Raw genomic sequence first — 25,644 nt, 5'->3', positions numbered from 1 at the left:
AAAAATCAATGAACAATGAAAACGATCAACCTTAATACCGGTGAAGGCGTTACAATAACCATCTTTCCTGATGGCCAGCCACACGTAAATGTACAAGCAGTGCAAGATGGTGACGAAGTAAAAGTGGTTTGCTCAATTACAGATACCAGCAAGCTGTTACAGTTACTGGAAATATCCAATGCGCTGGATAATTTATTTGCTGTAAAAAAAGTTTTGGTGATCCCTTACCTGATGGCTGCCCGGTACGACAGGCTGATGCAACATGGCGACAGTGTTGATTTAAAAGTAGTGGCCGACCTTATCAACCTTTGTGGCTTTAGCAAAGTGTATTTATACGATGTGCATTCTGATGTTTCCTTATTACTTATAAAAAACGCCATTGGCATCACTAATGAGGTGTTGGTAAAAGCATATGATATGCCTGATGCAGTATTAATTTGTCCTGATGCCGGCGCCAGCAAAAAAGTAGGTAAGTACTTTGGGTGGAACAACAACATCAAAGAAATTGTTTACTGCAGTAAAAACCGTGACCTGGCAACAGGTAAGATCAGCCTGGAAATTTTAGAACCACAGGAATGTGCCGGTCGCAACTGTGTAATCATTGATGATATCTGTGATGGCGGTGGTACTTTTCTGGCAATAGCAGAAAAAATTAAACCTGCTCATTTAACACTCATTGTTACACACGGTATTTTTTCTAAGGGTTTTGATACACTGCAAAAATATTTTCAGCAGATCATTGTATCTGATAGTTTGTATAAAATTTATGACTCACCCATTGTAAAAGTTTTAAATCATTACCAGTGAGAGTTTTTAAAGCGCCTGAACCACTAATACAAAATCAATACAGCGCTGTTTTTTTAGCCGGTAGTATTGATATGGGCACAGCGCAAGACTGGCAAGCCGAAGTTTGTAATCATTTTTCTGATACCGATAAAAATATTTACAATCCACGCCGTGATGACTGGGACAATAGCTGGGAACAAAAAATCGATAATCCTCAATTTAATCAGCAGGTAAACTGGGAATTATCAGCAATGGAAAAAGCAGACCTGATCATTATGAATTTTTTACCCGGCTCTGCTTCACCCATTACTTTACTTGAACTGGGTTTACATGCCGGCAGCAAAAAACTGGTGGTGTGCTGTCCTGATGACTATTACAGACGCGGTAATGTGCACATTGTTTGCAACAACTATAACATTCCTCTTTTTAAAAATTTAGATGAATTACTTGAATCAATAAAAAATAAATCATGAATATCAACCCGTTTTTATTAACCGATTATTATAAAGTAGGCCACGTATTTCAATACCCCGATAAAACAGAATTAGTATACAGCAACCTTACCCCCAGGAACAGCCGTTTAAAAAATATTGACGAAATGGTGTTCTTTGGCCTGCAGTATTTTACTAAAGAATACCTGGTTAAATATTTTACCGATAACTTTTTTGCACAGCCCAAAGAAAAAGTAATAGCTGATTATAAAAGAAGGATCAGCACTTCGTTAGGCGCAGGCTTACCTACGTATGAGCACCTGGAAAAATTACACGATCTCGGTTACCTGCCCATAGAAATAAAAGCATTACCCGAGGGAAGTAAAGTACCGATGAAAGTGCCCTGCATTACTATTGTAAACACCATACCTGAATTCTATTGGCTCACTAATTTTTTAGAAACCTTGTTAAGCGCCATTATCTGGCAGCCATGTACCAGTGCCACTATTGCACATGCATACAGAAAGTTGCTGAATAAATACGCTGCCGAAACAGGCATGCCGGCAGCATTTGTACAATGGCAGGGACATGATTTTTCTTTCAGAGGTATGAGCTCTTTGGAAACAGCTATACTCAGCGGCATGGGCCACCTGTTAAGTTTTACAGGCACCGATACCATTCCTGCAATTGATGCACTGGAGCAATATTACAATGCCAATGCTGATACCGAATTGATTGGTGGCAGTGTGGCAGCAACAGAACATAGTGTAATGTGCAGCGGTAGTAAAGATGGCGAGCTGGAAACATTTAAACGCTTGATCACTAAAGTTTATCCAGCCGGTATTGTAAGTATTGTTAGTGATACCTGGGACTTGTGGAAAGTGTGTACCGAATATCTAACTGCTTTAAAAGAAACTGTTTTACAAAGAGATGGCAAAGTGGTTATTCGTCCTGATAGCGGCAACCCGGTAAAAATTATCTGTGGCGACCCTGAAGGAAAAACCGAAGCCGAAAAAAAAGGTGTGGTGGAATTATTATGGGACGTGTTTGGTGGTACCATAACTGAAAAAGGATTTAAATTATTAGATCCGCATATCGGTGCTATTTATGGAGACAGTATTAATTTAGAAAGAGCGCAAGCTATTTGTGAAGGCTTAAAAGCAAAAGGTTTTGCCAGCCAGGTAGTGTTTGGTATTGGCAGTTATACTTATCAATATAATACCCGTGATACTTTCGGTACTGCCATGAAAGCTACTTATGTTGTTGTGGATGGCGAAGGCAGAGAAATTTTTAAAAATCCAATTACCGATGATGGCACCAAAAGATCAGCCACAGGTTTATTATGTGTAAAAAAAGAAAACAACAAATTTGTGCTGCATGATAAAGTAAGCTGGGAAGAAGAAGCACAAAGCGAATTAAAAACCGTTTTTAAAGACGGCAAAATAACAAAGGAATTTACGTTGGCGGAGATAAGAAAAATTTTGGCGGAGTAGCTAATAATTTCCCCTGATATTCAGTAACAATTAAAAAATGAAAACAGAAAAATATATAACGCAAAAAGAAAGATTGCCAAAAACAGGAAGACAAATTATTGGTTGCAAAGAAGATGAAAATATAATTGTATACCAGGCCTTCAATCCGCAAATTGCACACTATGCTGTAGCTAATCAGCAGTTTGGAGGAAATGCTTACAGCTTTAACCGCATGAGCTGGATTAAACCAGGTTTTTTATGGATGATGTACAGGGCAGGTTGGGCAACTAAAGAACAACAGGAAAATATTTTAAGAATTACACTTCCCCTCATTCATTTTAAAACCATTTTACAACAAGCCACATTCTCTTCATTTAACAGTGACGTGTATGCAACAAAGGATAGCTGGAAAGCTGAACTTGAAAAAACTCAAGTTCGTTTACAATGGGACCCTGACCATGATGCTTATGGAAATAAGCAGGAACGTAAAGCTATTCAGGTTGGAATGAAAGATGAGATATTGAAAAAATTTTGTAAAGAGTGGATTGTAAAGATTGAAGACATAACTGATTTTGTAAAAAAAGAACACGAAAAAGTATTGGCTAATAAAATTGAAGAAGTAAATGTTCCTTATGAAGAAGTGATTGCATTGAATGATGAAGCAATTGAACAAAGAATCGGGATACAATGAAAATCGAAATTATAAATACAGATATCACCACTTTACAAATTGATGCTATTGTAAACGCCGCCAACAACTCTTTAACAGGTGGTGGTGGTGTGGATGGCGCCATACACAGAGCTGCAGGATCGCAGTTAAAAGAGTTTTGTATTACACTAAGAGGTTGCGAAACCGGTTATGCAAAAATTACTCCGGGCTTTAATTTGCCGGCTAAGTTTGTGATACATGCTGTTGGCCCTGTTTGGAATAATGGAACGGAAAATGAAGAAACATTATTAGCCATGTGCTATCAAAACAGTTTGCAACTGGCTGCAGAAAATAATATTAAAACGATTGCTTTTCCCTGCATCAGTACCGGTGCTTATCGTTTTCCATTTGATAAAGCAGCCCATATTGCTTTAAAAACTATCAACGATTTTCTAAAAAGTAATTCATCAATAGAAAAAGTTTACCTGGTGGTTTTTGGAGAAAAAGATTTGAGAAATTATGAAAAAAATTTAAACAGGTTTTACAAATGAACTATTCACTCAACTGGTTAAAATCACAAATAGAAACAGGTTTTCATCCAGAATACCTATTCTTCTGGGGCCATACGCAAAAGGCAACCGGTGTAACAGATAAATCCTGTTTTAGTCAATGGTGGCCTTCGCCATTTATTGTTGATGGAATAACTTACCCCACAGCAGAACATTGGATGATGGCTCAAAAAGCTTTGCTATTTGACGACAACGAAAGTTTTGATTTGATTATTGCTGCAAACAAACCTGCTATTGCAAAAGACCTGGGCCGTAAGGTAAAAAATTTTGATGCAGATAAATGGAATGCCAATGCATTTAAACTGGTAACAACAGGTAATATTCATAAATTTTCTCAACACGGAGATTTAAAAAAATTCTTATTAAACACAGGTGATAAAACACTTGTAGAAGCAAGTCCGGTAGATTTTATCTGGGGTATTGGTTTATCGCAGGAGGCACCTGAAGCCAGCAACCCTTATAAATGGAAAGGCGCTAATCTTTTAGGCTTTGCCCTTATGGAAGTAAGAGAGGATTTAAAAAAATAACAATGGAAAAACAACTAAAACATATCAGCAAATTAATGAGCCTGGTACTTCGCCACAAACCCGAAGCTATTGGTTTGCAGCTGAACGAAAATGGCTGGGCCAATGTAGCAGAGCTAATCAGCAAAATAAATGAACAAGGCAACAATGTAAATTTTGATACCATCAATACCGTTGTGGATACCAACGATAAAAAACGTTTTGCCTTTAATGAAGATAAAACCATGATACGTGCCAGCCAGGGCCATAGTATTGAAGTGGAACTAAATTTAAAAGCAGTTACGCCGCCGGATATATTGTACCATGGTACGGCAGAAAGATTTGTAGAAAGCATTTTAAAAGAAGGCCTCAACAAACAACAACGCCAGCATGTGCACCTGAGTTTGTTGCAGGAAACTGCAAAAGCTGTAGGGGCCCGGCACGGCAAACCTGTTATCCTGCACATCAATGCTAAAGCAATGGCCGAAGCAGGTTTTGTTTTTTATTTATCTGATAACAACGTTTGGCTTGTCAATTCCGTACCGGTTGAATATATTACAGTATGAAACGAACGCTGGTGATAGGTGATATTCATGGTGGCTTAAAAGCGCTATACCAGGTATTTGAAAAAGCCAAAGTTATTCCCGAAGATAAACTGATCTTTTTAGGAGATTATGTTGATGGCTGGAGCGAATCTTCAGGAGTTATTGATTACATGATTGAACTGAGTAACACCAACGAATGCATTTTTATAAAAGGTAATCATGATGTTTGGTGCGAAGAGTGGTTGCGTACAGGGCTGGCCGACAAAACCTGGCTGTTTCATGGCGGACAGGAAACTGTAAACAGTTATACTACAGCTACTGCTGAACAAAAAATGCAGCACCTTAATTTTTTAGAACAAATGCCTTTTTATCATATTGATGAACTGAACCGCCTGTTTATTCATGCAGGCTTTACCTCTATGCACGGGCCGCAAAAAGAATTTCATAATTCCAATTTCAGCTGGGACAGAACACTGTGGGAAACCGCATTGGCAATGGATAAGCGTATAAAAAAAGATTCTATTCTTTTTCCAAAACGCTTAAAACTTTTTAGTGAAATTTATATTGGCCACACCCCCACATTATATTACAATGCAGATACGCCTATGCAGGGCTGCAATGTATGGAACCTGGATACCGGCGCTGCATTCACGGGCAAACTCAGTATCATGGATATTGATACCAAACAGTTCTGGCAAAGTGAAGTGGTGCAAAAGTTATATCCCGGCGAAACCGGGAGGAATAAAAATTAAAAGACGCCGTAATAAAAATATTGCAGCGCCTTTTATTTTTAATGGATCACATATTCCACTTCCATTGCTTCCCATAATTTGGGCACTTCCAGTTTATCAATCATTTTTTCGATGGCATGCAGTGGTATTGCGAAATCCCTGTTTTTGTTTTGAGCAATTAGTTTAGCATAGCCGGTTTCTACGTACACTATTTTTATCGTTGGCTTATAGGGTTCAATTAAATCAATTAACTGCTCCCTCATTTGCAAGGTAATATTGGTGGCATTCCATACAAATGGTATTGCTTTACGCAGGTATTCTTTGGCTTGCTCTTTTGCAGCCTGTATAACATGGCCATTGCCCTTAGTATCTCCATAATTTATTTTTAGTTTCCGCCGCATATCATCCAAAGAAATAACCGGAAGCAAAGGATAGTTTTTAAGAATATGAAAATCTTTCCCGCTACCTGCAATACCCGACATGATGATCACATTGGTTTTTGTATCATCAAAGGCTTCAAAATCGGGGTGCCGGTCATCCTTTCTGAAATATTGAAATTTAGAAAGATTACTTGCAAACTGTTTGGGTTTATCCCCGCAATCATACTCAACAGCCAATTCTTTAAACAGCTCTATTTTGTACAATAGCTCGTTTGCATCACTGCAAATTCTTCCCAATACATCTGCTTTTGCCAGCATGGCCAGGCAACCGATATTCACTTCCAGGCTTGCTTTTAATAAAGCCTGCACCGGATTTGGTTTTTCAAATACCCACAAAGGCAATCCATGATAACGAACTAATCCCACCACCTGCTCTCTTATATCAAACGGCACAACAAAATCCCTGTATAAAATTTGTCTTGTTGTTATAGCACCTTTTTTTGCATGGCCCGGCGAAACAATATTTCCGTTTTCATCAGTAATTGTTGTTGATCTTTTTTCAATATCATGCATTAATGCAGCAGCCCAAACAATTTCCTGTTCCTGCTCTTGCAATGCTTTAAACTCCTCCATGTTTTCCAATGCAGCCAATACCATTTGTGTATGTATAGCCACATCACCTTCGGCATGGTATACCGGGCTTTGCGGTACGCCATGCATATCATTTACCCAGCTTAATTTTTTTAGCTGCTCCCAGTTTTTATTTGTTGTCAGTGTCCACATTTTTTTCAAATTTTAAAGGCGCCCGCTTCCAGTTTCTTGTCCAGTGTTCATCTGTTTTTACATGGCCTTTACGCACATATTTAAACACATTTTTTTCAAAATCATCAATGTTGTATTCCAATATATTCCTGCTTACAATACCTTCCCTGCTGCAGATTTTATTGGTTTGCACATCAATTGATTTAAATACACTTTCCCCATTTGCCAGCGTAAGTATATTTTTTTCAAAAATTTTCTGATCCATAAAATCAGTTACCGTTTCCACAACCGGCACGGTTGGTAAATCAAACATAGCAGCAATAAATATTGTTTCTTCCCAGCTCAGCCACTTATCCAGTTCCCTTACAGCAAATACATAATAGTGTTCTTCAATTAACGGGTATTGAATAGAATGGATGGCATATAAATTCTCTCCAAAGATCTCATAATCTCCCAGGTCGTTTTTTAAAACAGCCCATTTTTCCCTCAGTTGTCTTGTCCATGCAGACGTTGTTGGTGCAGCATGTGACCTTGCAAATACACCATTGCGGCTCATGCAATTATTTTCGCCGTCCAGTTTCTCGGTATGAATAATTGTTGACAAAAGACTGATGTTCTGCCAGTAACCGGTATTAATTCTATCGTCGCTTGTTGTACCCGGAGAAAAAGGGTAATGAAATGTCCTTCCGTATTTTCTTGATATAGACATGATATAATTTTTAGAATGAAAAACTAAAGCAGCAAATAGTTTGCTGCTCATTAATCGGTATGTATTCTAAAAATTACATAGTATAGAAGTTGTAAAAGTTGATGCTTTGCTTGTTAATAGTTTGTATTCAACAGCATTGCTTTTGCAAAACTACACTTTGTTTTGTTTACATTTATTTTCTACCCGATAATATTTTTATCCCTCCGGCCAAATTAATAATTGTAAAATTTCAGTATAGTAGTTATTTATTTATCTGTTTTCTTTAACTTACTTCTTTAATCAATTACCACTCATGCGGCTGATAAAACAATCCTTTCTCTATTTTAAAGAAGGCAATTCTGATAAAGTGTATGAAATTGATCTGTGCGATGCAGGCAATGATAAATACGTGGTTAATTTCCGTTATGGCAGAAGAGGGGCACAGTTAAAAGAAGGCAGTAAAACACCTGTACCCGTTAACCTGGCAGAAGCAGAAAAAATTTATGATGCCCTTGAAACAGAAAAATTAAACAAGGGTTATACTACATCCGAAAGCGGCGAACCAGCTATTCCAGCAAAAACAGCTTTTAGTTTAGACAGCAGCACTATCGTGTTAAATACCAACTGGACCATTCTGCCTGCAAGCCGCAATAAAGCCATTTTGCAAAGATTACACAATGCCGTAAATGGCACTGCGGCTGATGCAAAATTTCAATGGAAATTATCCCGGGTAATATGGAAAGCGGGTACTTATAAAATAAAAGAAGCCGCTCCTTACATCATAAAATTATTCAGCAATGGCAACCAGCTGCACCAGTATTGTTGCGCATGGGCACTTGTTCGTTGCTTTGATGGCAATGCGGTTACTATAACTGCATTAAAAGCCATTCATGTTGCACATCCTGTTGCAGGCATTTCAAAATTAGCCGGCGCAGGTTTGGTTAAATATAGTGAGGGTATTGAAAAAGAAACACAGTTAACACAGTATACCAACCGGCTTCCCGAAGACCTTAAAAAAGCCGTTGCGGCCGAAAACCATACCTCACTAAACAAATTATTGCAGTTAAGAATAGTGCAGCAGCAACCTAATTACAATTGGCTGGAAGACCTCTATATTATTGCCACAGAAAAAAGATGGTTAAGAACTGGCATAAAAAAAATATTGAACGAAATACCATTTCGCCCCAATTATTTTAAACACACCCGTGCCATTTTTAAACTGGCCGAATTACTGGATGATTTTGAAATTACCGGGCTGCTGGCCTGCAGGTTTGAAAGAGAGCAGGAAATGTTCCGCCACAATATTTCATTTGCAAGTACAAGGGATGAAGAGATATATATTCCGGAAATTGAAGAATGGGTAAAGTTGCAGAAAGAATTTAAAAAGAACAGCAGCCGGTTAGCCTACTCACAAAAAACACGTTGGTATTTTCACAGCAGGGTTTTCAGGCAATTATTATTAACCGGTAAAAATGATGATGCTGATTATGTAAAACTGGCCACCGCATTATTGATCGGGTATAAGTTTACAAAAGATTTTAAAGCACATTATTCTACCTATAATTATGTCTGGAACCGGGGTACTTACGATCGTATTGAAACAAGGTTTTTGCAAAATGCCCAGGCTGTTTTTTTACACCAGGTGTTAAGCGGTAATAATCCCGAAATTGTTTTGCAATCAAATCATTTATGGCGCATACGCACCGGTAACGAAAAACCTGCTGCCGGTTCTAATCAGCAAAAACCTAAATCACCTGATGGTGGTGATGGCTTTGGTGGTTTAATAAAAAAAATTACGGGCCTTTTTAGTAAGAAAAAGGAAACTCCTTTGCCACCTCCCGAAATGGCAAACTCTCAGCCTGTTGAAAATAATGCTGATAAAAACGGTACCCCGTTTCTTCATTTATGGAATAAAGTGCCACAGGCTTACCTGCAATTGCTGATAGATGGGGAACTGGAAGAAGTACACCAGTTTGCTGCAGACAATCTTACTATACATCCTGAATACAATGCCATAAAACAAAGATTAGATAAGCAGGCGTATAAACAATTGTTATTATCGGCATTTGAAATTCCTGCAAAGTTTGGTTTTATACTGGCAGAAGAAAAATATTCCAATACTATTCCCGATGATGACCTGGTTGTAGCCATGCTTAACAGCATTAATGCAGCAGCTCAAAACAAAGGCAAACAATGGGGAGAAGAGTACAAGGCTACTTATTTTCAGCAAAGCAATTTTATTACGGCTTTAATTTTTGCAAAGCATGCCACCATAAGAACCTGGGGAAAAGAGCTGATAAAAAACAATAACTTATCTGCTGATATAAAAAATGCGGTGGTGGGCAAAGCTATTGCAGAGCTTATGAGTTATGGTGAACAAACAAGCGAAAACGAGCGCATTATAAAAGACGCCGGCGATACCTTATTTGAATTGTTTGGTGAAGCATTACAACAAGTGAATATCGGCGTTACTTCAGATATGCTGCAACATGAAAATGCGTCTGTTCTTTTATTTGGGTTAAGATTATTAAAAATACAAAAGCAGCAACTTGATCTTGATAATTTATCAGGCCAATTTTTGTTTGGCTTGTTGCAACACCAACAGGCATTGGTGAGAGCAGAAGGTATTGAATTTTTAAGCAGCATGAGCGATGCCGCTTTATTGCGTCACCCCGATGATATCATTGGCTCCTGTTTATCTGCCTATGAAAATGTAAGGAAAGGTTTGCCGCCGGTTATTCAGCGTATGGCGCAAAAAGAAAATGCCTTTGGTATAAAAGCTGCCGAAAACTTAATGCCGTTTTTATTAAGGAAAGAAACTACGGAAGGGTTACATGCAGATGTTAGTAATCTTTTGTGCAACCAACTGAGTGATTACCTGCAAAACGCTAATAAAGAAACGGCTTTAAATTTATTGTATTCTAATTACAGTGCTGCACAAAATGTGGGTGTTATTATTTTAGAAAAATATACTGATCCTTCGCAGCTGACTATTCCGCAGGTAATTGCTTTAGGCGGGCACGAAAATTTAAATGTAAGGGAATGGTGCTGGAAATTTTATAGCACACAATCTCCTCGTATCAAATACGAAAAAGAAAGCAGCATAAAAATAACAGAAAGTAAATGGCAGGATACCAGGCAGTTTGCCAGGCAGTATTTCAGGGACAATTTTACTGAAGCCGACTGGAATGCTGAAACACTGATAACGCTGGCTGATTCTGTAAAGCCTGATGTAGAAGCTTTTGGCAGAGAGCTGATCACTAAGTTTTTTACTGCCGAAAATGGTGTGCAATATTTATTACAACTGAGCCAGCACCCCAGCGAAAAAATGCAATTATTTGCCACCAACTACCTGGAACGTTTTGCCGCAGGTGATGTAGAAAAAATTCAGTCACTCGATTTTTATTTCCGTTCTGTTTTAACAAGGGTAAACAAAAGCCGTATCGCCAAAAACAGGATTTATCTCTTTCTTTTGGAAGAAGGCAGAAAATCGGAAGCCGTTGCAAAAGTGGTGTGTACTATTTTATCTGATGTATCTGCCATTGCAGCTATTGGCGATAAGGCAAAGTGTATTGACATCTTACTGCAGTTAAAAGCATTGTATGATGTAATTACACCGGTAAAAATAAAAGAAACAGAAATACGCATGGCTTCAAGCGCCAGTTAAAAATAATTATCATGTTATTTAATTATCGTTTTGCAGGAAGCACCAATGTAAGCAGTTCATCTTATCAAACCAGGATGAGCTTTGCACCCGATACCTTACGTGAAAGCGCCTGGTTTGTTGGCAAGCTCAATAAAAAAATTGCTTTTCGTGAAGCCATATCCGCCTTGCATGATGTGGTGGTAAGCGACCTGCGCTTTAAACCAAAAGATAAAACTGCTTATAAAGAATGGGTGGCACAAAACGAAAGTTTGTTTTTAGCAGAATATATGGCTGGTTATGATGTAAATGTTGCCAATAACAGGGTTGAAGAAATTAAAGCCACACTTGCCGAGGTAAGAGCGGATAAAGAAAAAATTATGGGGCCGTTTTACAAAGCCCGTCAGCAATATTTTAATTACCTGTACAGTAACGACCGTGAAGCATGGATCGTTCTTGACCCCGTAATTACCATTCACCCTGATGAATTATTTTTTGAGTGCTTCAGCCAGGATGAAAGTACTTACGGAAAACTGGGCTGCAATTATAATGTGTTTACTGCTATTGATGATTATAAATGCGGCACTACTAATGTTGATTACTCAAGAGAATTGTATGAAGAGTTTCAAAAGATACGTGACTATAAAGAAACAGAATTAAAAGTTGATCCATCAGGCTTTACCGTGCAAACAACTGATGAAGAACAATACAAAGAAGTAAAGATCGATTTGCCTGATAGCTGGGTACGTGGTTTTTTACAGGTAAGCAGTGCTATGACTTTACCTACTATACAATTCGATCTGCATCCAATGGATATTTACAGTATTTGTTTATTGCTGCGCCGCTTTAAAGAAAAAAGAGGCCCCCGTTCCCTGCGCTATATCCTGGAACCGGGACAACCGGTAAAAATTATTTTAGAACCCTGGGGTAAAGAAATTGTTTGTGCAAGAAGTGTGTATACCGGCAATAGTAAACACGAAATAAGAACATGGGGCAGAAGACGTTTACTGGTTTTAGAAAGATTGATACCTGTAGCAAAAAAATTTACAGTGCATTTATTGGGTACCGGTTTGCCGGCATTTTATATTGCTGACCTGGGCGACATGAATTTTACTTTAGGCCTTAGTGGCTGGACCAGTAACGACTGGAGCCATGCCGGAAATTTTGATCTGCTGGCGCCACGTTTACAGGTTGATGATGCTGTTAAACAAAAAGTTTTTCAATCGTTACAAAAAGACTGGTTCAATACATCGCAGCAAATTGCAACTGATCTAAATATCAGCAACGCACAGGCAGCCGGTGCATTAAGTGCTTACACACAGGCCGGAAGAGTTATTTATGATCTGAATGGTAAAGTATACCGCCTTCGTGAACTAAGCCGTGAGCCTTTGCCATTTGATAAACTAAGATTCAGCAATCCGCAGGAAGAATTAGCAGAAGAAATTTTAAACAAGCAGGAGGTAAAATTTACTGCACAGGAATTGCCTGATAAAAGTTTACAATTAACAGGCACTGTAAAAGGCAAAAAGAAAACCTTTAACCCGGCGATGGTAATAGATGCGGATGAAAAAATAAAATTGGCTCATTGCGATTGCAGTTATTATGTAGAAAATAAATTGTACAAAGGGCCCTGCGAACACATGCTGGCCATTCGCCAGGCTTTTAATAAAACAAGAATACAGGCTGATCTTGTACAGTAATTGAGTTGCAAAAAATAAAACAGTATAAACCGGTAAATTTAAAAACAGCAAACTATATTTGTTAACCGCATTTCATGTTCTTTGACAGAGTAAAAGTAAAGCTTGCACCTTGCTTCCTGAAAAGGAAAGAACGATGTTTCGTCGTTCATGCAACATGAGTTGATCATGCATCACCAAATGTAATCTTTACTATGGCATGGGGGTCCTATCTCACTATTTACAGTGAAGGCCCCATGTGCCCAAATAGTGAGATAGGACCCCCATGCCTGGCGTTGATTAATCTGGTCACGGGCGGGCACGAAGGCAGCAACTACTTTTACTCTGTTAATACATGAATCTTTTCTTTCTAATTATGGCCGACATCAGATTAACCCGTCAACAGATCTACGACCGCATCAGGGAAAGTTCCAAAGAAGAATTTATTTTGGCAGAAATGAAACGCCTTGGTTTCTGGGGTAAAAAAGACGGCGAACCCGGCGTACCTGAATTACTCATAAAAAAGGAAGCTGATCTTCAGAAAGAATTAAATCAACTCTGGGAAGAAAAAAGAAAATACCAGAACAGAGAAGCGGTGCTTAAAGAAATGCGTATGAAACGCATGGCCGAGGCAAAATTAAAACGGGAAGAAAATAAAAAGAAAAGAGAACAACAACGTTTTGAAAAAGCTGAAGCATGGAAGAATAAAAAAAACACCGAAATAATTTATTTAGGAGAACATGTTTCCTTCGGGCTTAATCATACTGAAAACAATATTGCTGCGCTGCAAAAAAACAACCTGCCTGTTTTTGCCAATGAAACAGTATTGGCCACAGCAATGGGCATCGATTTAAAAGAATTACGTTTTTTAGCTTTTAACAGAAAGGTTTCTACTGTAAGCCATTACCGCAAATTTTACATGCCTAAAAAATCCGGTGGTAAAAGAATGATATCGGCACCAATGCCCAGGTTAAAAAAAGTACAGTACTGGATACTGGAAAATTTGTTGAACAAAGTTGCCTTACATGATGCTGCTAACGGATTTACTTTAAACAAATCCATCGTTACTAATGCGCAACCACATGTTGGTAAAGACCTGGTGATAAATATGGATGTAAAAGATTTTTTTCCTTCGGTACATTTTAAAAGAGTAAAAGGATTGTTGCAACAGTTAGGTTATGCTGAAAAAATGGCTACCATACTTTCTTTGCTTTGTACAGAAGCAGTAACTGATGAAGTAGCTATTGATGGTAAAAATTATTTTGTACAAAAAGGCAACCGAGTATTACCGCAAGGTGCGCCAACCAGCCCGGCTATAACTAATATTTTATGTTTTAAATTAGATAAGCGTTTACAGGGATTAGCCTATAAACTTAATTACAATTATACCCGCTATGCAGATGATATTAGTTTTTCCGGTGAAAAAGATACCGATGCACAACAGCTGGTATGGCGTATAAAAAGAATTTTGCAGGACGAAGGTTTTACACCACACCCTGATAAAATACGCATCATGCGCAAAGGCACACAACAGGAAGTTACCGGTGTGGTGGTAAATAAACAATTAAACGTAAGCAGGAAAAAATTAAGAGAATTCCGTTCTTTGTTGCACCATTTAAAAACAAAAAAGGATACTGATGTAAAATGGGGCAGTGGCGGATTAACCAATAGCATTCTTGGTTATGCCAATTTTATAAAAATGGTAAACCCGGTAAAGGGCGCTAAAATGCAGCAGCAAATTATTGCATTATTTCAAAGCAATACTTTACAGTTACCAAAAAAAAGTACGCCTTCAGTTTCAACCAAAAAAGACGAGCCGCCGCCGCCTGAAGAGAATAAATTACCGGGAAAAGATGATACTGATAAACCCTGGTGGAATGTGGTGTAGTATATTAAATCTTACCATTTAACAATCACTTTCGGATCTTTCTCCCAATGAACTGATCAATATTACCCGTTTAAAAAGGGCTGCTGAATTATTGGCCGAAGGAAACTATAAAATTTATAAAGTGGCAGATATGCCCAGCTTTGGTTCTCAAACCAATATTGGAAGAAACTTTCATAAGCAATTGGGAATGACGCCTGCCGAATAGGTAAGCCAAAAGGAAGCAGAAACAAACAATAAATAAGGCCTTATTTCTTCAATGGCCCAAGCAATTTTTCCAGTCCGTTTATCTTTATTTCATAAATAGTAGCCAATAAAACACCCAACTTTCCCTTGGGAAAACCTTTTCTCTGAAACCATTCTAAATAAGAAACGGGCAGGTTACAAAGCAGCGTTCCTTTATACTTTCCAAAAGGCATTTTCATACTTACTAACTGCATCAGCAACTCCCCATTGGGAACATTTTCATTGTTATCCATAATCAAATCTAATAAGTAAACTTTATACCACTTATTATTCAATCAAAATTAAAGCAGATGTTAATGGAACGGTTATTCACATTTAAATACAATTAATCCACTTATTGAATAATAATCGTTAATTATCTTTTTTATTATTCAATGTATTTATACATTTACTATAATCAAAATAATTGTTATCATAAATTAATTCTGTATTAAACTTTTCTACACTAACCCATTCTAAATTCACATGAATACAACTACTGTTACTACCCCAAACTTTGAAGTAGTCAGCAATCATGCATTTGGTGATGTTTTGCTAAACACTTCAACCAATCAAAAATCATTGCATGCAACTGTTGCCATTCAGCCCGGCCAGGTTATCAGTAAGTTTCATGCAGGCATTACACAATCATATGCCACGTACTTAACTGTGCAAACCGGCGTGGATACTCATATTACGCTGCAGCCGGAATTTCTGCAATACATTAATCACAGTTGTGAGCCCAACGTATTTTTTGATACTACTACCCTGGAACTGGTTTGTTTAAAACCATTACAACCCGGTGATGAATTAACATTCTTCTATCCAAGCACCGAATGGGATATGAGCCAGCCTTTTGTTTGTAATTGCCAAAGCAAGGATTGTTTACAGTTGATCAACGGCGCATCTCATTTAGATCAATCTACCTTAAATAAATACCGTTTAACAGATTTTATAAAACAGCAGGCTGATAATAAATCTGCTGTTTAAAAGATCATCTTACCATATGTCGTTACCATCTTCTTTTTTGCCAATAGTTCCTCTTGAAAATCTTAAGGTTTGGGTACTGGCGCCCCATCTGGTTACCAACGACGCTAATATTGATTACTATTACGATTTCAGCCAGAGCATTGAAGAATATACAAAAACCTTTGCTGCATTACATATTGAATGGAAATGGCAGCCTGTTACCATGCAGGATTATGCTGCCGTGATTGATACTATTGTTGCCGAAAAAGCTGCAGGTATTTATTCGCCTTTGGTATTTAATATTTGCGATGGCGATGAAATAAACGGTACGCCGGGTGTTTCTGTTGTAAAACTATTGGAAGAAAAAGGATTGGTATATACCGGTTCCGATGAATACTTTTATACCATCACTACTTCTAAAATTCCCATGAAGGAAGCATTTGATAAATATAAAGTGCCTAATGCAAGGTGGGAGCCCATAAAAGTTAAGGACCAATACACCAACGGAATTTTCGACAGGTTAGGCTCGCCCATAATTGTAAAGCCTTCGGTAAGTGGTGGCAGCATGGGCGTGGGTATAAAAAATGTGGTAGAGAATAAAGCGGAACTAAATGAACAGATCGGTAAAATGTTTGATGGCTATCGTGGCTGGAATTTAGCAGCTGATGGTTTAATTGCCGAATCTTTTATTAGCGGTCCTGAATTTACTGTTTTGATTGTGGGCAGTTATGATAAACCTTCCGAAGCTAAAATTTACACGCCTGTAGAACGCATCTTTCATCCTTCTTTGCCCGATAAAGAAAAGTTTTTATCCTTCGATCGTTTATGGGAAATTTATGAAGAGGAAGAAGCAATGCCTAATGAGGGAAATTTTTATGAATACGAAATTCCTGATGCATCATTAATTGAAGCCATAAAAAAAATAAGCTGGGATGCTTATGTTGCTACCAAAGGAAGAGGCTATACAAGAGTGGATGTAAGAATGGATAGCAAAACAAAAAAATTATTCGTGCTGGAAGTAAATGCACAATGTGGTTTAAGTGAAGATGAAAATTATACTTCTATCGGCGCTATATTAAGAATGAGTAATAAAACTTTTACAGAACTGGTAATTGAGATCATTAATGATGCATTTGTTCGTGTTGAAGAAAAAACTCCCGCAGTCTTACCCAGATAATAATAATGGAACATTCTCAAAATAATATTTCTTCTAAAAAAATAAACGGCGCTGCAGTTCCCTCTTCAGGGGGTTTAAATATTTGTGTACTTCAACCCGACTATTCTACCTCCGGTGTGGATTACCAGTATTATGATCCTGCAAGAGACCTTTCTCATTTAATGCCGGAGGCAAATTTTACACATGTACTTTTAAACAAGTTGACCACTTACAAACAACTTAAAGAATTAAAGAAAAAAAACTACGACATTTTTGTTAACCTTTGCGAAGGTTATTTAGAATGGGAAGTTCCCAGCATTGATGTTATTTATACTTTGGAATTGCTGAACCTGCCTTTCACTGGTCCCACAACTTTATTGTACGATCCGCCAAAGGAATTAATGAAGTATGTGGCATATACCGAAGGTATCAGTACACCGGCGTATGCTTTAATAGAAAATGAAGATGATATAGCAACAGAATGTAGACACTTAAAGTACCCCTTGTTTGTAAAGCCGGCAAAAGCGGGTGATAGCTTAGGTGTGGATGATAAAAGCCTGGTGCATAATATTGAAGAACTGAAACAAAAGGTTCATGCCATTATTGATGAATACGGACCGTTATTGGTAGAAGAATATATCAGCGGCAGAGAATTCACCGTAATGCTGGCAGCCAATGACGATGGTAAAACGGTTACTGTTTTTAAACCGGTAGAATATATTTTCCCCGAAGGCAATCAATTTAAAACTTATGCTTTAAAAACTTCCGAGTTGCATCCCAATGCCAATATTGCCTGCAACGATCCGGAGCTGGAATTAAAATTAAAGGAAGCTGCTACGCAGATCTTCCGCAGTTTTGGTGGCGTGGGTTATGCAAGATTAGATTTCAGGGTAGATAATAAAAAGGAGATTTTCTTTTTAGAGATCAACTTTACCTGCTCAGTTTTTTACAAAGATGGCTACGAAGGAAGTGCCGATTATATCTTAAAACATGATGGCTTTGGCCAGGCGAATTTCCTTAAACATATTATAAAAGAAGGTATTGCAAGGCATAGCCGCAGGCAGAAAAAATACGTGATGAAGGGCAATTCCATAGCAGGCTACGGCATTTATGCTACGCAGGATATTGCAGCTAATGATCTGATTTTCAAAGGAGAAGAGATGAACCAGCGCATTGTTACCCGTCGCTATGTGGAGCAAAACTGGGATATTAAAGAAAAAGAAATCTTTGCCAAATATGCCTACCCACTCAGCAATGAAGTATATTTGCTGTGGGATGATAACCCCGGCGGATGGGCTCCGCAGAATCACAGTTGCAATGCCAATACCGGTTACTCCGGTTTAAATGTTGTTGCTTTACGAAACATTAAAAAAGGCGAAGAACTAACCCTCAACTACGCATCCTTCCTGGATGAAACGATGGAGCCCTTTAATTGCCGGTGTGGTGCACCCAACTGTCGTGGCTTAATAACCGGAATTACCCATAATTCGGTTACCGAGAGAGAAAAGATAGCCACGCTTTAAACTAACCCAACATCTTTCGGTCTTACAACAGCCCATTAAATTCTGGCTACGAAATCATATTTCGTATTAGAAATTTATTATTTAAACGATTCAACCGAGCAAACCTATGTCACGTTTTCAAATTTTAAAGCGCTTAATGAATAAGCACCGCAGCCAGCTGGTACTTACTTATATATTATTTTCATTAGAAATGTTGGGCGGCTTATTACGCCCCCTGTTTTTGGGCATCGCAATTAATGACTTGCTGAAGGGTAGTTACCAGGGCCTGATTTTACTTTCTGCTGTGCATTTTGTTACACTAATTGTGGGCACTTTACGCCATATGTACGACACCCGTACTTATTCTGCTATTTATGTTTCTTTAGTTACAAAATTTTTAAGCCGCAGGGTGTATAAACAAGATGTAAGTAAACTTAGTGCACATTCTACCCTGGCAAGAGAGTTTGTTGATTTTTTAGAGTTCGACCTGGTGTATGTAATTGAAGCAGTGTATAATTTATTCGGTTCATTAATACTGATGTTTTTTTATGATGCTTCGGTGGTTACATTATGTCTTGCTGTATTAATTCCGGTTAGTGGTATCAGTTATGTGTATGGCAAGAGAATGAAAAAATTAAACAAACTAAAAAATGATGAACTGGAGCAACAGGTAGATGTGATCAGCAGCTTTGATAAAAAAACGGTTCAAACACATTATAACAATTTACGTAAGTGGCAAATAAAAATTTCTAACCAGGAAGCATGGAATTTTGGCTTCATGGAATTTTTGGTGATGATTGTTTTAGGTACCAGTTTATTATTAACTTATAAAACATCTCATGCCGAAATATTAGCTGGTAATGTTGTAGGTATTTTCTTTTACGTAAGCAATTTTGCAAAAGGGTTAGAAACTATTCCTTACACAGTACAACGCCTTACTTCATTAACTGATATTACAAGAAGGATTGAATTGCAGGTAGAAGATTTTCCCGAAGATAATAATAACTTGAAACCGGTGAGGAAAGAGAAAAGAACAAAAGTGGGAGAGATGGCGGCGTAAGTTTTATTCATATATTTTACATTATTTATTGAGTTTTCCCTGACAAACTTCCAAATCATGTTTAACGTCGGTATAATAAGTTGACAATGTCATCTTATCATGTCTCAACTCAACTATTTGAGATTGATACATAAACTTTTGATCCGTAAGTTCAGATTTATAATGCGCCAATGTATCTGCCTGTGATTTTCTTAATTTCAAATTTATTTCAAGTAAACTTGCATATGCTGCATTTCTGGTTTTTAAGTCACCCAAGGCCTTAAAAATGCCATTCGCTATTTCTGCACTGTCTGCCCTAGTTTTAGTCAGTTGTTCTAAAATTTTTCTGATATCTCCTTTCGCAATTTCATAGCGAGTATTTATTTCGGAAAGTCGAATACTATCATCTGCCATTTTTACTTCAAAGTGAGATTTTGCATCAAGTAATTTAGCTAAATACTCTTTTTTCTCATCTTGGGCTTTTGTGATTTCCCTTTTTAGATTCGCCAGCTCAGCATTAAATAATAAGTAAACAGATGGCATTATCGCCGCAATTAATAGTATAATATTTTTGATTGGACTTATAATTTTTACTTCTCTAACTTCATACTTAAGCTTCTCTAATTCAAGTGCTGCTTTCTCATCTTTTACTTTTGGTAACTCGGTTGTTTCGGGTACCGGTGTTGAGCCTGTTATTGGAATTTCTTCTGGCATAAAAATTAGTTTTTGAATATGAATAGATTAACTGGAAGTAAATTGAACTACTCTCCGTTGCCTGGTTTTTAAAGATGAACATTTTTCATTCCTTCAACGACTTTGCATAAAACTTTTCCTTCTTCAGCAACCTGGTTATAGATTCTGCTATGCGTTTTGTTTTCGTTGTTTCCTGTTTTGCTTCGTAAATCCATTTAATATAAAAGCTCTGTTCGCTTTCCGTAAGTTTAAAAAAGAATTGTTTTGCGGCTAGTTCATCTTCTAAACATAATAAAAACTCCTGTGGTATTTCTATTGACGAATTATCAGCGTATAAAATAATATGTACTGTATCGCCTTCTTTTTTATTAATTGCTTTTCTTATTGCTGCCCTTACCGGAAAAAACATACAGCCATTTTTCATCGGCATTAATTTATAGCGCTTTATTTCAAAACTATCAATAGTACCACTTACCTGCACCCAGCCAAACTTTGCTCTTTTATCTGCTGTTATTTCTTCAATAACAGTATATACCCAACCGCCTTTGCCGGGGTATTTTTGCAACTTGTATTTTTTATTTACCAGTAGCTTATCCATACATAATTACAACAGCTCTATTTCTCTTTGTAAATTTTCCTTTGCCTGTAATTCAAATTTATTGAAGAAGAAATCGGTTTTAAATATCCGTTCCATCTGTAAAAAATGTTGCAGTACTTTTTTTCTGCCCGGGTTGTAGATCAGATCTGGGTAAAGTGAATATTCTTTTCTTACGTTTTTAAAATACAGCTCATAAATTTCCCACGGTTGTCCTAAAATAGAAAGATCGGCATCGGTAAAAAAATTAGTATCCGTATCACCGCTTACCAAATGATCTTTGGTAGCCATTATTTGTTGCACGCATTTTTCAATCATGGGCTGACGAATACCAATCAACTGCATTTTTATTCGGGCAAACTCTGCGCTTTTTTCTTCATTCGTTCTTTTCAACGCATTATAAACCACATCGTGGTAATAAAACGAAAACAAGATCGTATTCCAATCCTTAATACTGTCCTTTACCTGTAGTAGCAGCGGCAACAAATTTTCCAGGTGTTGTAAAGTGTGGTAGTGCCTTTTTTTATTAGTATAGTTGTCTTCAATTTCCTGCCACAATTGTTTTGCCAACCGGTCATCGGTGGAATAGCTACCAATTAATCGTATAAATGTTTCTTTAAGCAAAGGCGGCCGTTTTAATTATTCCTCATCTCTTTTTACAATCAGGTACCAGTTGTTCTCTAATGGCAGATAGCCATATTCGTAACAGTAAAAATAAGTTTTATCGGTTTTAGTGTGGTATAAATGGGTATGGTATTTAAACTGAAAACCTTTTTCAATCAGTTTGTCCCGGTTAGCTTTTGCGGTAGGCTCTCCTTCAGGTAAAAGGCTTTCTAAAATGCGACGGTTTTTTCCTAAAGCATTATTTACGTTGCGGATGAGGTTGTTGGCGGCGCTTTTCAGGTCGTTATTATAAGCGGCCCGGCAGTAATCATCACAAAATTTTTTGTCGCTGCGGCCTTTTACAGTTTTTCCGCAGCTCAGGCATACTTTTTCTTCTTTTTCTTTTAACATAGTACCAGCAAGGGTTTGGTGGAAAAGAGGAGAAGGTTTTTTTGTATGCACCCGTTTACATACGGTTATAAAGGTAAGTAAAAGGATAAATTCCGGCTAACGCTTTTTTGTGATCGCATCTTTGCATTGTCAATCGGAACAAAACAAACAAACCCGGTTGGTTGAAATAAATTAAATCATCGCACGGCTTTAAAACATCAGCACGGCACAAAACGAAACAACATGTACGCATTAAAAAACAAAGTTCAATTGATTGGTAACCTGGGCAACGCACCAGAAGTAAAGAACACCGAAAACGGTAAAAAACTGGCCCGCTTTAGCATGGCCACTAACGAGACCTACCGTGGCCGCACCGGCGAAAAAGTTACCGAAACTACCTGGCATAATGTAGTGGCCTGGGGTAAGGTAGCTGAGATTGCAGAAAAATATTTAGCAAAAGGCGCCGAGGTAGCCATAGAAGGAAAATTAATTAACCGTAGCTACACCGATAAGGATGGCATTAAGAGATATGTGACTGAGATACAGGTAAATGAATTGTTGATGATGAACAATAAGCCTGCGGCTTAGTGTTTTGCCACAGATTGCACAAATTACACAGAAAAGCATTGTTATAATTTCTTGTATGCATGATCTGCCCAAAGGTTAATTTGTACAATCTGTGGCATTTTTTTTAAACGCTTAGTTATTCTTATTTTAAAAATGAAACTATGAGTGAATTTTTATTTAAACAGGAAACCTACGAGATAATTGGCTTGTGCATGGAAGTTCATCGCATATTAGGCAACGGCTTTAGTGAAATTGTTTATAAAGACGCAATGGTGATTGAGGCCAAACTAAGAGAGTTTGCTATTGAAAGGGAAAAGAAGTATGAAATCGTTTATAAAGAAAAAATATTACCCCATCATTTCTTTGCCGATTTTGTTTTCTTTGATGAAATAATTGTAGAAATAAAAGCTATTGACAAAGAGATTAATGACGAGCACATTGCTCAAACCTTAAACTATCTAAAAATATCTGACTGCAGGGTTGGTTTGATAATTAACTTTGGTAGAAAATCATTAGAATATAAAAGATTGATTTTTTAATCTCAGCCTGCGGCTGAGGTTTTTGCCACAGATTGCACAAATTACACAGAAAAGATGCTGTGTGATTTTAAGAGGCTTATAATTTTTATGAATAAAAATTTGTGTAATCTGTGCAATCTGTGGCGAGTTTTTAAGCCGCAGGCTTAATTCCTATTAATTTAAAAATAATACTGTGGCAACTATAGAACGCAACGAAATATTTGACCTGGCTTACCGCTTTGTGACCGAAACGAGTGAGAATATTTTTCTCACTGGTAAAGCAGGCACTGGTAAAACCACTTTTTTAAAATACCTAAAAGAAAACGCTACTAAAAATATTGTAGTGGCAGCACCAACGGGTGTAGCCGCCATCAACGCAGGAGGTGTAACACTGCATAGTTTATTTCAATTACCTTTTCATCCTTTTTTGCCTACCAGGAATCATAAAGAACAATTGCTGGGCACAATACGCTACAACAAACAACGCCAGCAATTGCTTCGTAAAATGGAACTGCTGGTAATTGATGAGATTAGCATGGTACGTTGCGATGTGATGGATGCTATTGATACTATATTGAAAAGCATTCGCCGTAATTACGATACACCATTTGGCGGTGTACAATTATTATGCATTGGTGATTTACATCAATTGCCACCCGTAGCACAAAACCAGGAGTGGAGTATTTTACAGGAATATTATACCACACCATTTTTCTTTGATAGCATGGCAATTAAAGAACAAATGCCTTTGCTGATAGAGCTCAATAAAATTTACCGGCAAAAAGAAGATTCATTTGTGCGATTGCTGAATAAAGTACGTAACAATCAAATGGATGCTGATGATTTTGAAGACCTGCACCTGCGGTATGATCCATTGTTCTCGCCAATGCCGGGTGAAAAATATATTACGCTCACATCGCACAATAAGCAAGCTGCAGAAATCAATCAAAATAAAATTGAAAATTTATTTTCTAATCCTTTTACTTACAAGGCAGAGATTGAAGAAGATTTTCCCGAACATATTTTTCCCGCAGAAGCAGAGCTGTTGTTAAAAGAAGGCGCACAGGTAATGTTTTTAAAAAACGATATCGTTGCCAAAAGGTATTTTAATGGAAAGATTGGCGTGGTAAAATTATTAGAGAAAAATAAAATTGTTGTAGACTGCGATGGCATTGATATTGAAGTGGCGAAAGAAACCTGGGAAAACACCCGTTACACCTTAAACCGTAATGATGGTAAACTGGAACAGGAAACATTAGGCACTTTTACGCAATACCCTTTACGTTTAGCATGGGCCATTACCATTCACAAAAGCCAGGGCCTTACGTTTGAAAAAGTAATGATTGATGCCGGTGCATCTTTTAGTAGCGGGCAGGTGTATGTGGCACTCAGCCGTTGTACCAGTTTAGAAGGTATTGTTTTGTTGAGTAAACTTTCTTCTGCAACATTGTTCAGCAACGACAATGTAATTAAAGGCCAGCAATCCCTTACACATAAGGGCTCGCTTGCAGAACGCTTTACCGGTGCAAGGCAGGTTTTTACCCAACAATTAATAAGCGATCTTTTTTCTTTTAATGATATTGAAATTGGAATCGCATTATTGTTGCACCATATTACCCAACAACAGGATAAACTAAATGCTGAAAGTTTACCGTGGATAGAAAATATTAAACAACATTTTATTGCGGATAAATCGGTAGGCTTAAAATTTATTGACGTAGTTAGTGGCATTATGAAAGATGAGCCGGTAATTGAAAATAATGCAGCAGCTCAAAAAAGGATCAGCGATGCTGCCAATCATTTTGAACCTAAATTTTTAGCTTATCAAAAAGCAATACAAAATCATCCGTTAATAACAGAGCATAAGGAAACATCCAATATTATTAATGAGCAATTGAATCAACTGGCTTTGGCAATTTACAGTTGCGTTTATTATTTACAATATTGCAAACAAGCTTTTTCGGTAACTACATTTTTACAGCACAAATTAAAATTTGCACAGCCTAAATTTAATCTCAGTTGTTATGCCAGCGGTAAAAAGGAAGCATATACAGATGTTGCCAACACAGAATTATACAACACGTTAAAACGCTGGAGAGACATGACGGTAGAGGAAGAAAATTCCATTATTTATATGGTAGCAAACCAGGCTACGCTAAAAGAAATTGCAACATATTTGCCTCTTACTAAAAAAGATCTCTTACAAATAACAGGTTTTGGAAAAGCAAAAGTGGATAAATATGGCGATACCATTTTAGAAGCTGTGGAAGAATTTTGCAGCCGTAACGGCCTTGAAACAAATATGTCTGCCCTGCCCAAAAAGGCAGCAAAAGAAAAGGCGCTGAAAGAAAAAAATACAGTAACAAAAACTGATACCAAAACGCTTTCATTCAATTTATATAAAGAAGGAAAAACAATAGCTGAAATTGCTGCAGAAAGAAACCTTAGCGTTTCAACCATTGAAGGCCATCTTGTTCCCTTTATTAGTGAAGGCGAAATTGAGCTTAACGACCTGGTGCCTGTAAAAAAACAGCAATTAATTTTAGATGCAGTAGCTATACATGGTTCTTTAAGCCATAAAACTTTAATTGAAAACTTACCCGATACAATAACTTACGGCGATATAAAAATGGTGCTGGCGGCAGGAAAAACAACAACAGAATAAAA

25 protein-coding genes and 1 pseudogene are annotated in these 25,644 nt (G+C 37.4%); 19 read left to right on the top strand and 7 right to left on the bottom strand.

Features of this window, described 5'->3' with window-relative positions; genetic code table 11:
* The first annotated feature begins 15 nt into the window (after positions 1 to 15).
* Genes ACQ334_RS20370 through ACQ334_RS20335 form a run of 8 tightly spaced genes read left to right on the top strand, consistent with a single transcriptional unit; the run spans position 16 to position 5,707 of the window.
* A complete protein-coding gene (locus tag ACQ334_RS20370) occupies positions 16 to 807 on the top strand; it encodes a ribose-phosphate pyrophosphokinase-like domain-containing protein (protein WP_430990112.1) in 792 nt (263 codons plus the stop codon).
* A complete protein-coding gene (locus ACQ334_RS20365) occupies positions 804 to 1,259 on the top strand; it encodes a nucleoside 2-deoxyribosyltransferase domain-containing protein (protein ID WP_430990111.1) in 456 nt (151 codons plus the stop codon). The genes ACQ334_RS20370 and ACQ334_RS20365 overlap by 4 nt, the downstream gene beginning before the upstream one ends.
* Positions 1,256 to 2,710: a nicotinate phosphoribosyltransferase gene (locus ACQ334_RS20360; RefSeq protein ID WP_430990110.1), complete on the top strand. Its 1,455-nt coding sequence runs from the start codon at positions 1,256 to 1,258 to the stop codon at positions 2,708 to 2,710. Before ACQ334_RS20365 ends, ACQ334_RS20360 begins: the two co-directional genes overlap by 4 nt.
* A 37-nt stretch (positions 2,711 to 2,747) precedes the next feature.
* On the top strand, positions 2,748 to 3,380 hold the full coding sequence (locus ACQ334_RS20355) for a DUF4291 domain-containing protein (RefSeq protein WP_430990109.1): 633 nt from the start codon (positions 2,748 to 2,750) through the stop codon (positions 3,378 to 3,380).
* Entirely contained in the window at positions 3,377 to 3,889 is a 513-nt protein-coding gene (locus tag ACQ334_RS20350; protein ID WP_430990108.1) for an O-acetyl-ADP-ribose deacetylase, read from the top strand. The genes ACQ334_RS20355 and ACQ334_RS20350 overlap by 4 nt, the downstream gene beginning before the upstream one ends.
* Positions 3,886 to 4,434 carry an NADAR family protein gene (locus ACQ334_RS20345; protein ID WP_430990107.1) on the top strand — a complete coding sequence of 183 codons (549 nt, stop codon included), beginning with the start codon at positions 3,886 to 3,888 and terminating at the stop codon, positions 4,432 to 4,434. The genes ACQ334_RS20350 and ACQ334_RS20345 overlap by 4 nt, the downstream gene beginning before the upstream one ends.
* A gap of 2 nt (positions 4,435 to 4,436) precedes the next feature.
* The gene (locus ACQ334_RS20340) at positions 4,437 to 4,976 is read left to right on the top strand and encodes an RNA 2'-phosphotransferase (protein WP_430990106.1); all 540 of its coding nucleotides are present in this window, start codon (positions 4,437 to 4,439) and stop codon (positions 4,974 to 4,976) included.
* The gene (locus ACQ334_RS20335; RefSeq protein ID WP_430990105.1) at positions 4,973 to 5,707 is read left to right on the top strand and encodes a metallophosphoesterase family protein; all 735 of its coding nucleotides are present in this window, start codon (positions 4,973 to 4,975) and stop codon (positions 5,705 to 5,707) included. Before ACQ334_RS20340 ends, ACQ334_RS20335 begins: the two co-directional genes overlap by 4 nt.
* 38 nt (positions 5,708 to 5,745) lie before the next feature.
* Here ACQ334_RS20335 and ACQ334_RS20330 read toward each other — a convergent pair whose 3' ends face one another.
* Entirely contained in the window at positions 5,746 to 6,849 is a 1,104-nt protein-coding gene (locus ACQ334_RS20330) for an AAA family ATPase (protein WP_430990104.1), read from the bottom strand.
* Positions 6,827 to 7,537 carry an RNA ligase family protein gene (locus tag ACQ334_RS20325; protein ID WP_430990103.1) on the bottom strand — a complete coding sequence of 237 codons (711 nt, stop codon included), beginning with the start codon at positions 7,535 to 7,537 and terminating at the stop codon, positions 6,827 to 6,829. Before ACQ334_RS20325 ends, ACQ334_RS20330 begins: the two co-directional genes overlap by 23 nt.
* Before the next feature lie 292 nt (positions 7,538 to 7,829).
* Here ACQ334_RS20325 and ACQ334_RS20320 point away from each other — a divergent pair, with 292 nt between their 5' ends.
* The 4 genes and pseudogenes from ACQ334_RS20320 to ACQ334_RS20305 form a co-directional block, all read left to right on the top strand.
* Positions 7,830 to 11,183, top strand: coding sequence for a WGR domain-containing protein (locus ACQ334_RS20320; RefSeq protein WP_430990102.1), 3,354 nt, complete (start codon positions 7,830 to 7,832; stop codon positions 11,181 to 11,183).
* An 11-nt stretch (positions 11,184 to 11,194) separates the two neighbouring features.
* A complete protein-coding gene (locus ACQ334_RS20315; RefSeq protein WP_430990101.1) occupies positions 11,195 to 12,859 on the top strand; it encodes an SWIM zinc finger family protein in 1,665 nt (554 codons plus the stop codon).
* Between the two features lie 352 nt (positions 12,860 to 13,211).
* Positions 13,212 to 14,723: a reverse transcriptase domain-containing protein gene (locus tag ACQ334_RS20310; protein WP_430990100.1), complete on the top strand. Its 1,512-nt coding sequence runs from the start codon at positions 13,212 to 13,214 to the stop codon at positions 14,721 to 14,723.
* Between the two features lie 43 nt (positions 14,724 to 14,766).
* Positions 14,767 to 14,928: pseudogene (locus ACQ334_RS20305) on the top strand (helix-turn-helix domain-containing protein); the annotation flags it as partial.
* 40 nt (positions 14,929 to 14,968) lie between these two features.
* Here the strand turns inward: ACQ334_RS20305 and ACQ334_RS20300 are convergent.
* Complete coding sequence (locus ACQ334_RS20300) at positions 14,969 to 15,199, bottom strand: DUF3820 family protein (protein WP_430990099.1); 231 nt, start codon at positions 15,197 to 15,199, stop codon at positions 14,969 to 14,971.
* Between the two features lie 232 nt (positions 15,200 to 15,431).
* Here ACQ334_RS20300 and ACQ334_RS20295 point away from each other — a divergent pair, with 232 nt between their 5' ends.
* The 4 genes from ACQ334_RS20295 to ACQ334_RS20280 all read left to right on the top strand — a co-directional run bounded on the left by ACQ334_RS20295 (position 15,432) and on the right by ACQ334_RS20280 (position 19,632).
* Positions 15,432 to 15,935, top strand: a complete 504-nt coding sequence (locus tag ACQ334_RS20295) for an SET domain-containing protein-lysine N-methyltransferase (protein ID WP_430990098.1) — start codon at positions 15,432 to 15,434, stop codon at positions 15,933 to 15,935.
* 16 nt (positions 15,936 to 15,951) lie between these two features.
* The gene (locus ACQ334_RS20290) at positions 15,952 to 17,091 is read left to right on the top strand and encodes a hypothetical protein (RefSeq protein WP_430990097.1); all 1,140 of its coding nucleotides are present in this window, start codon (positions 15,952 to 15,954) and stop codon (positions 17,089 to 17,091) included.
* A gap of 5 nt (positions 17,092 to 17,096) precedes the next feature.
* A complete protein-coding gene (locus ACQ334_RS20285) occupies positions 17,097 to 18,593 on the top strand; it encodes an SET domain-containing protein-lysine N-methyltransferase (RefSeq protein ID WP_430990096.1) in 1,497 nt (498 codons plus the stop codon).
* Positions 18,594 to 18,699: 106 nt separating this feature from the next.
* Positions 18,700 to 19,632 (top strand): ABC transporter six-transmembrane domain-containing protein, encoded by a 933-nt coding sequence (locus ACQ334_RS20280; RefSeq protein WP_430990095.1) that lies wholly within the window; start codon positions 18,700 to 18,702, stop codon positions 19,630 to 19,632.
* 21 nt (positions 19,633 to 19,653) lie between these two features.
* Here ACQ334_RS20280 and ACQ334_RS20275 read toward each other — a convergent pair whose 3' ends face one another.
* The 4 genes from ACQ334_RS20275 to ACQ334_RS20260 form a co-directional block, all read right to left on the bottom strand.
* A complete protein-coding gene (locus ACQ334_RS20275; protein WP_430990094.1) occupies positions 19,654 to 20,325 on the bottom strand; it encodes a hypothetical protein in 672 nt (223 codons plus the stop codon).
* A gap of 85 nt (positions 20,326 to 20,410) precedes the next feature.
* Positions 20,411 to 20,902 (bottom strand): DUF1905 domain-containing protein, encoded by a 492-nt coding sequence (locus tag ACQ334_RS20270; RefSeq protein ID WP_430990093.1) that lies wholly within the window; start codon positions 20,900 to 20,902, stop codon positions 20,411 to 20,413.
* Between the two features lie 6 nt (positions 20,903 to 20,908).
* On the bottom strand, positions 20,909 to 21,523 hold the full coding sequence (locus ACQ334_RS20265) for an HD domain-containing protein (RefSeq protein WP_430990092.1): 615 nt from the start codon (positions 21,521 to 21,523) through the stop codon (positions 20,909 to 20,911).
* A gap of 15 nt (positions 21,524 to 21,538) precedes the next feature.
* Complete coding sequence (locus ACQ334_RS20260; RefSeq protein ID WP_430990091.1) at positions 21,539 to 21,913, bottom strand: hypothetical protein; 375 nt, start codon at positions 21,911 to 21,913, stop codon at positions 21,539 to 21,541.
* Positions 21,914 to 22,135: 222 nt separating this feature from the next.
* Here ACQ334_RS20260 and ACQ334_RS20255 point away from each other — a divergent pair, with 222 nt between their 5' ends.
* From ACQ334_RS20255 to ACQ334_RS20245, 3 genes are all read left to right on the top strand, one after another.
* On the top strand, positions 22,136 to 22,480 hold the full coding sequence (locus ACQ334_RS20255; protein ID WP_430990090.1) for a single-stranded DNA-binding protein: 345 nt from the start codon (positions 22,136 to 22,138) through the stop codon (positions 22,478 to 22,480).
* 140 nt (positions 22,481 to 22,620) lie between these two features.
* Complete coding sequence (locus ACQ334_RS20250; RefSeq protein WP_430990089.1) at positions 22,621 to 22,998, top strand: GxxExxY protein; 378 nt, start codon at positions 22,621 to 22,623, stop codon at positions 22,996 to 22,998.
* 172 nt (positions 22,999 to 23,170) lie between these two features.
* A complete protein-coding gene (locus ACQ334_RS20245; RefSeq protein WP_430990088.1) occupies positions 23,171 to 25,642 on the top strand; it encodes a helix-turn-helix domain-containing protein in 2,472 nt (823 codons plus the stop codon).
* The last annotated feature ends 2 nt before the right edge of the window (positions 25,643 to 25,644 follow it).

The sequence above is a fragment of the Ferruginibacter sp. SUN106 genome (genome assembly GCF_050611765.1).
GTDB lineage: Bacteria > Bacteroidota > Bacteroidia > Chitinophagales > Chitinophagaceae > Ferruginibacter.
Note: the sequence above shows the minus strand (reverse complement) of the source record. Positions and strands in the feature narration are given on the sequence as shown.

Bases quoted from the DNA above. Each gene is read 5' to 3' on its own strand.
- ACQ334_RS20370 (WP_430990112.1), top strand. From the start codon at position 16: ATGAAAACGATCAACCTTAATACCGGTGAAGGCGTTACAATAACCATC.
- ACQ334_RS20360 (WP_430990110.1), top strand. From the start codon at position 1,256: ATGAATATCAACCCGTTTTTATTAACCGATTATTATAAAGTAGGCCAC.
- ACQ334_RS20355 (WP_430990109.1), top strand. From the start codon at position 2,748: ATGAAAACAGAAAAATATATAACGCAAAAAGAAAGATTGCCAAAAACA.
- ACQ334_RS20350 (WP_430990108.1), top strand. From the start codon at position 3,377: ATGAAAATCGAAATTATAAATACAGATATCACCACTTTACAAATTGAT.
- ACQ334_RS20345 (WP_430990107.1), top strand. From the start codon at position 3,886: ATGAACTATTCACTCAACTGGTTAAAATCACAAATAGAAACAGGTTTT.
- ACQ334_RS20340 (WP_430990106.1), top strand. From the start codon at position 4,437: ATGGAAAAACAACTAAAACATATCAGCAAATTAATGAGCCTGGTACTT.
- ACQ334_RS20335 (WP_430990105.1), top strand. From the start codon at position 4,973: ATGAAACGAACGCTGGTGATAGGTGATATTCATGGTGGCTTAAAAGCG.
- ACQ334_RS20330 (WP_430990104.1), bottom strand. From the start codon at position 6,849: ATGTGGACACTGACAACAAATAAAAACTGGGAGCAGCTAAAAAAATTA.
- ACQ334_RS20325 (WP_430990103.1), bottom strand. From the start codon at position 7,537: ATGTCTATATCAAGAAAATACGGAAGGACATTTCATTACCCTTTTTCT.
- ACQ334_RS20320 (WP_430990102.1), top strand. From the start codon at position 7,830: ATGCGGCTGATAAAACAATCCTTTCTCTATTTTAAAGAAGGCAATTCT.
- ACQ334_RS20315 (WP_430990101.1), top strand. From the start codon at position 11,195: ATGTTATTTAATTATCGTTTTGCAGGAAGCACCAATGTAAGCAGTTCA.
- ACQ334_RS20310 (WP_430990100.1), top strand. From the start codon at position 13,212: ATGGCCGACATCAGATTAACCCGTCAACAGATCTACGACCGCATCAGG.
- ACQ334_RS20300 (WP_430990099.1), bottom strand. From the start codon at position 15,199: ATGGATAACAATGAAAATGTTCCCAATGGGGAGTTGCTGATGCAGTTA.
- ACQ334_RS20295 (WP_430990098.1), top strand. From the start codon at position 15,432: ATGAATACAACTACTGTTACTACCCCAAACTTTGAAGTAGTCAGCAAT.
- ACQ334_RS20290 (WP_430990097.1), top strand. From the start codon at position 15,952: ATGTCGTTACCATCTTCTTTTTTGCCAATAGTTCCTCTTGAAAATCTT.
- ACQ334_RS20285 (WP_430990096.1), top strand. From the start codon at position 17,097: ATGGAACATTCTCAAAATAATATTTCTTCTAAAAAAATAAACGGCGCT.
- ACQ334_RS20280 (WP_430990095.1), top strand. From the start codon at position 18,700: ATGTCACGTTTTCAAATTTTAAAGCGCTTAATGAATAAGCACCGCAGC.
- ACQ334_RS20275 (WP_430990094.1), bottom strand. From the start codon at position 20,325: ATGCCAGAAGAAATTCCAATAACAGGCTCAACACCGGTACCCGAAACA.
- ACQ334_RS20270 (WP_430990093.1), bottom strand. From the start codon at position 20,902: ATGGATAAGCTACTGGTAAATAAAAAATACAAGTTGCAAAAATACCCC.
- ACQ334_RS20260 (WP_430990091.1), bottom strand. From the start codon at position 21,913: ATGTTAAAAGAAAAAGAAGAAAAAGTATGCCTGAGCTGCGGAAAAACT.
- ACQ334_RS20255 (WP_430990090.1), top strand. From the start codon at position 22,136: ATGTACGCATTAAAAAACAAAGTTCAATTGATTGGTAACCTGGGCAAC.
- ACQ334_RS20250 (WP_430990089.1), top strand. From the start codon at position 22,621: ATGAGTGAATTTTTATTTAAACAGGAAACCTACGAGATAATTGGCTTG.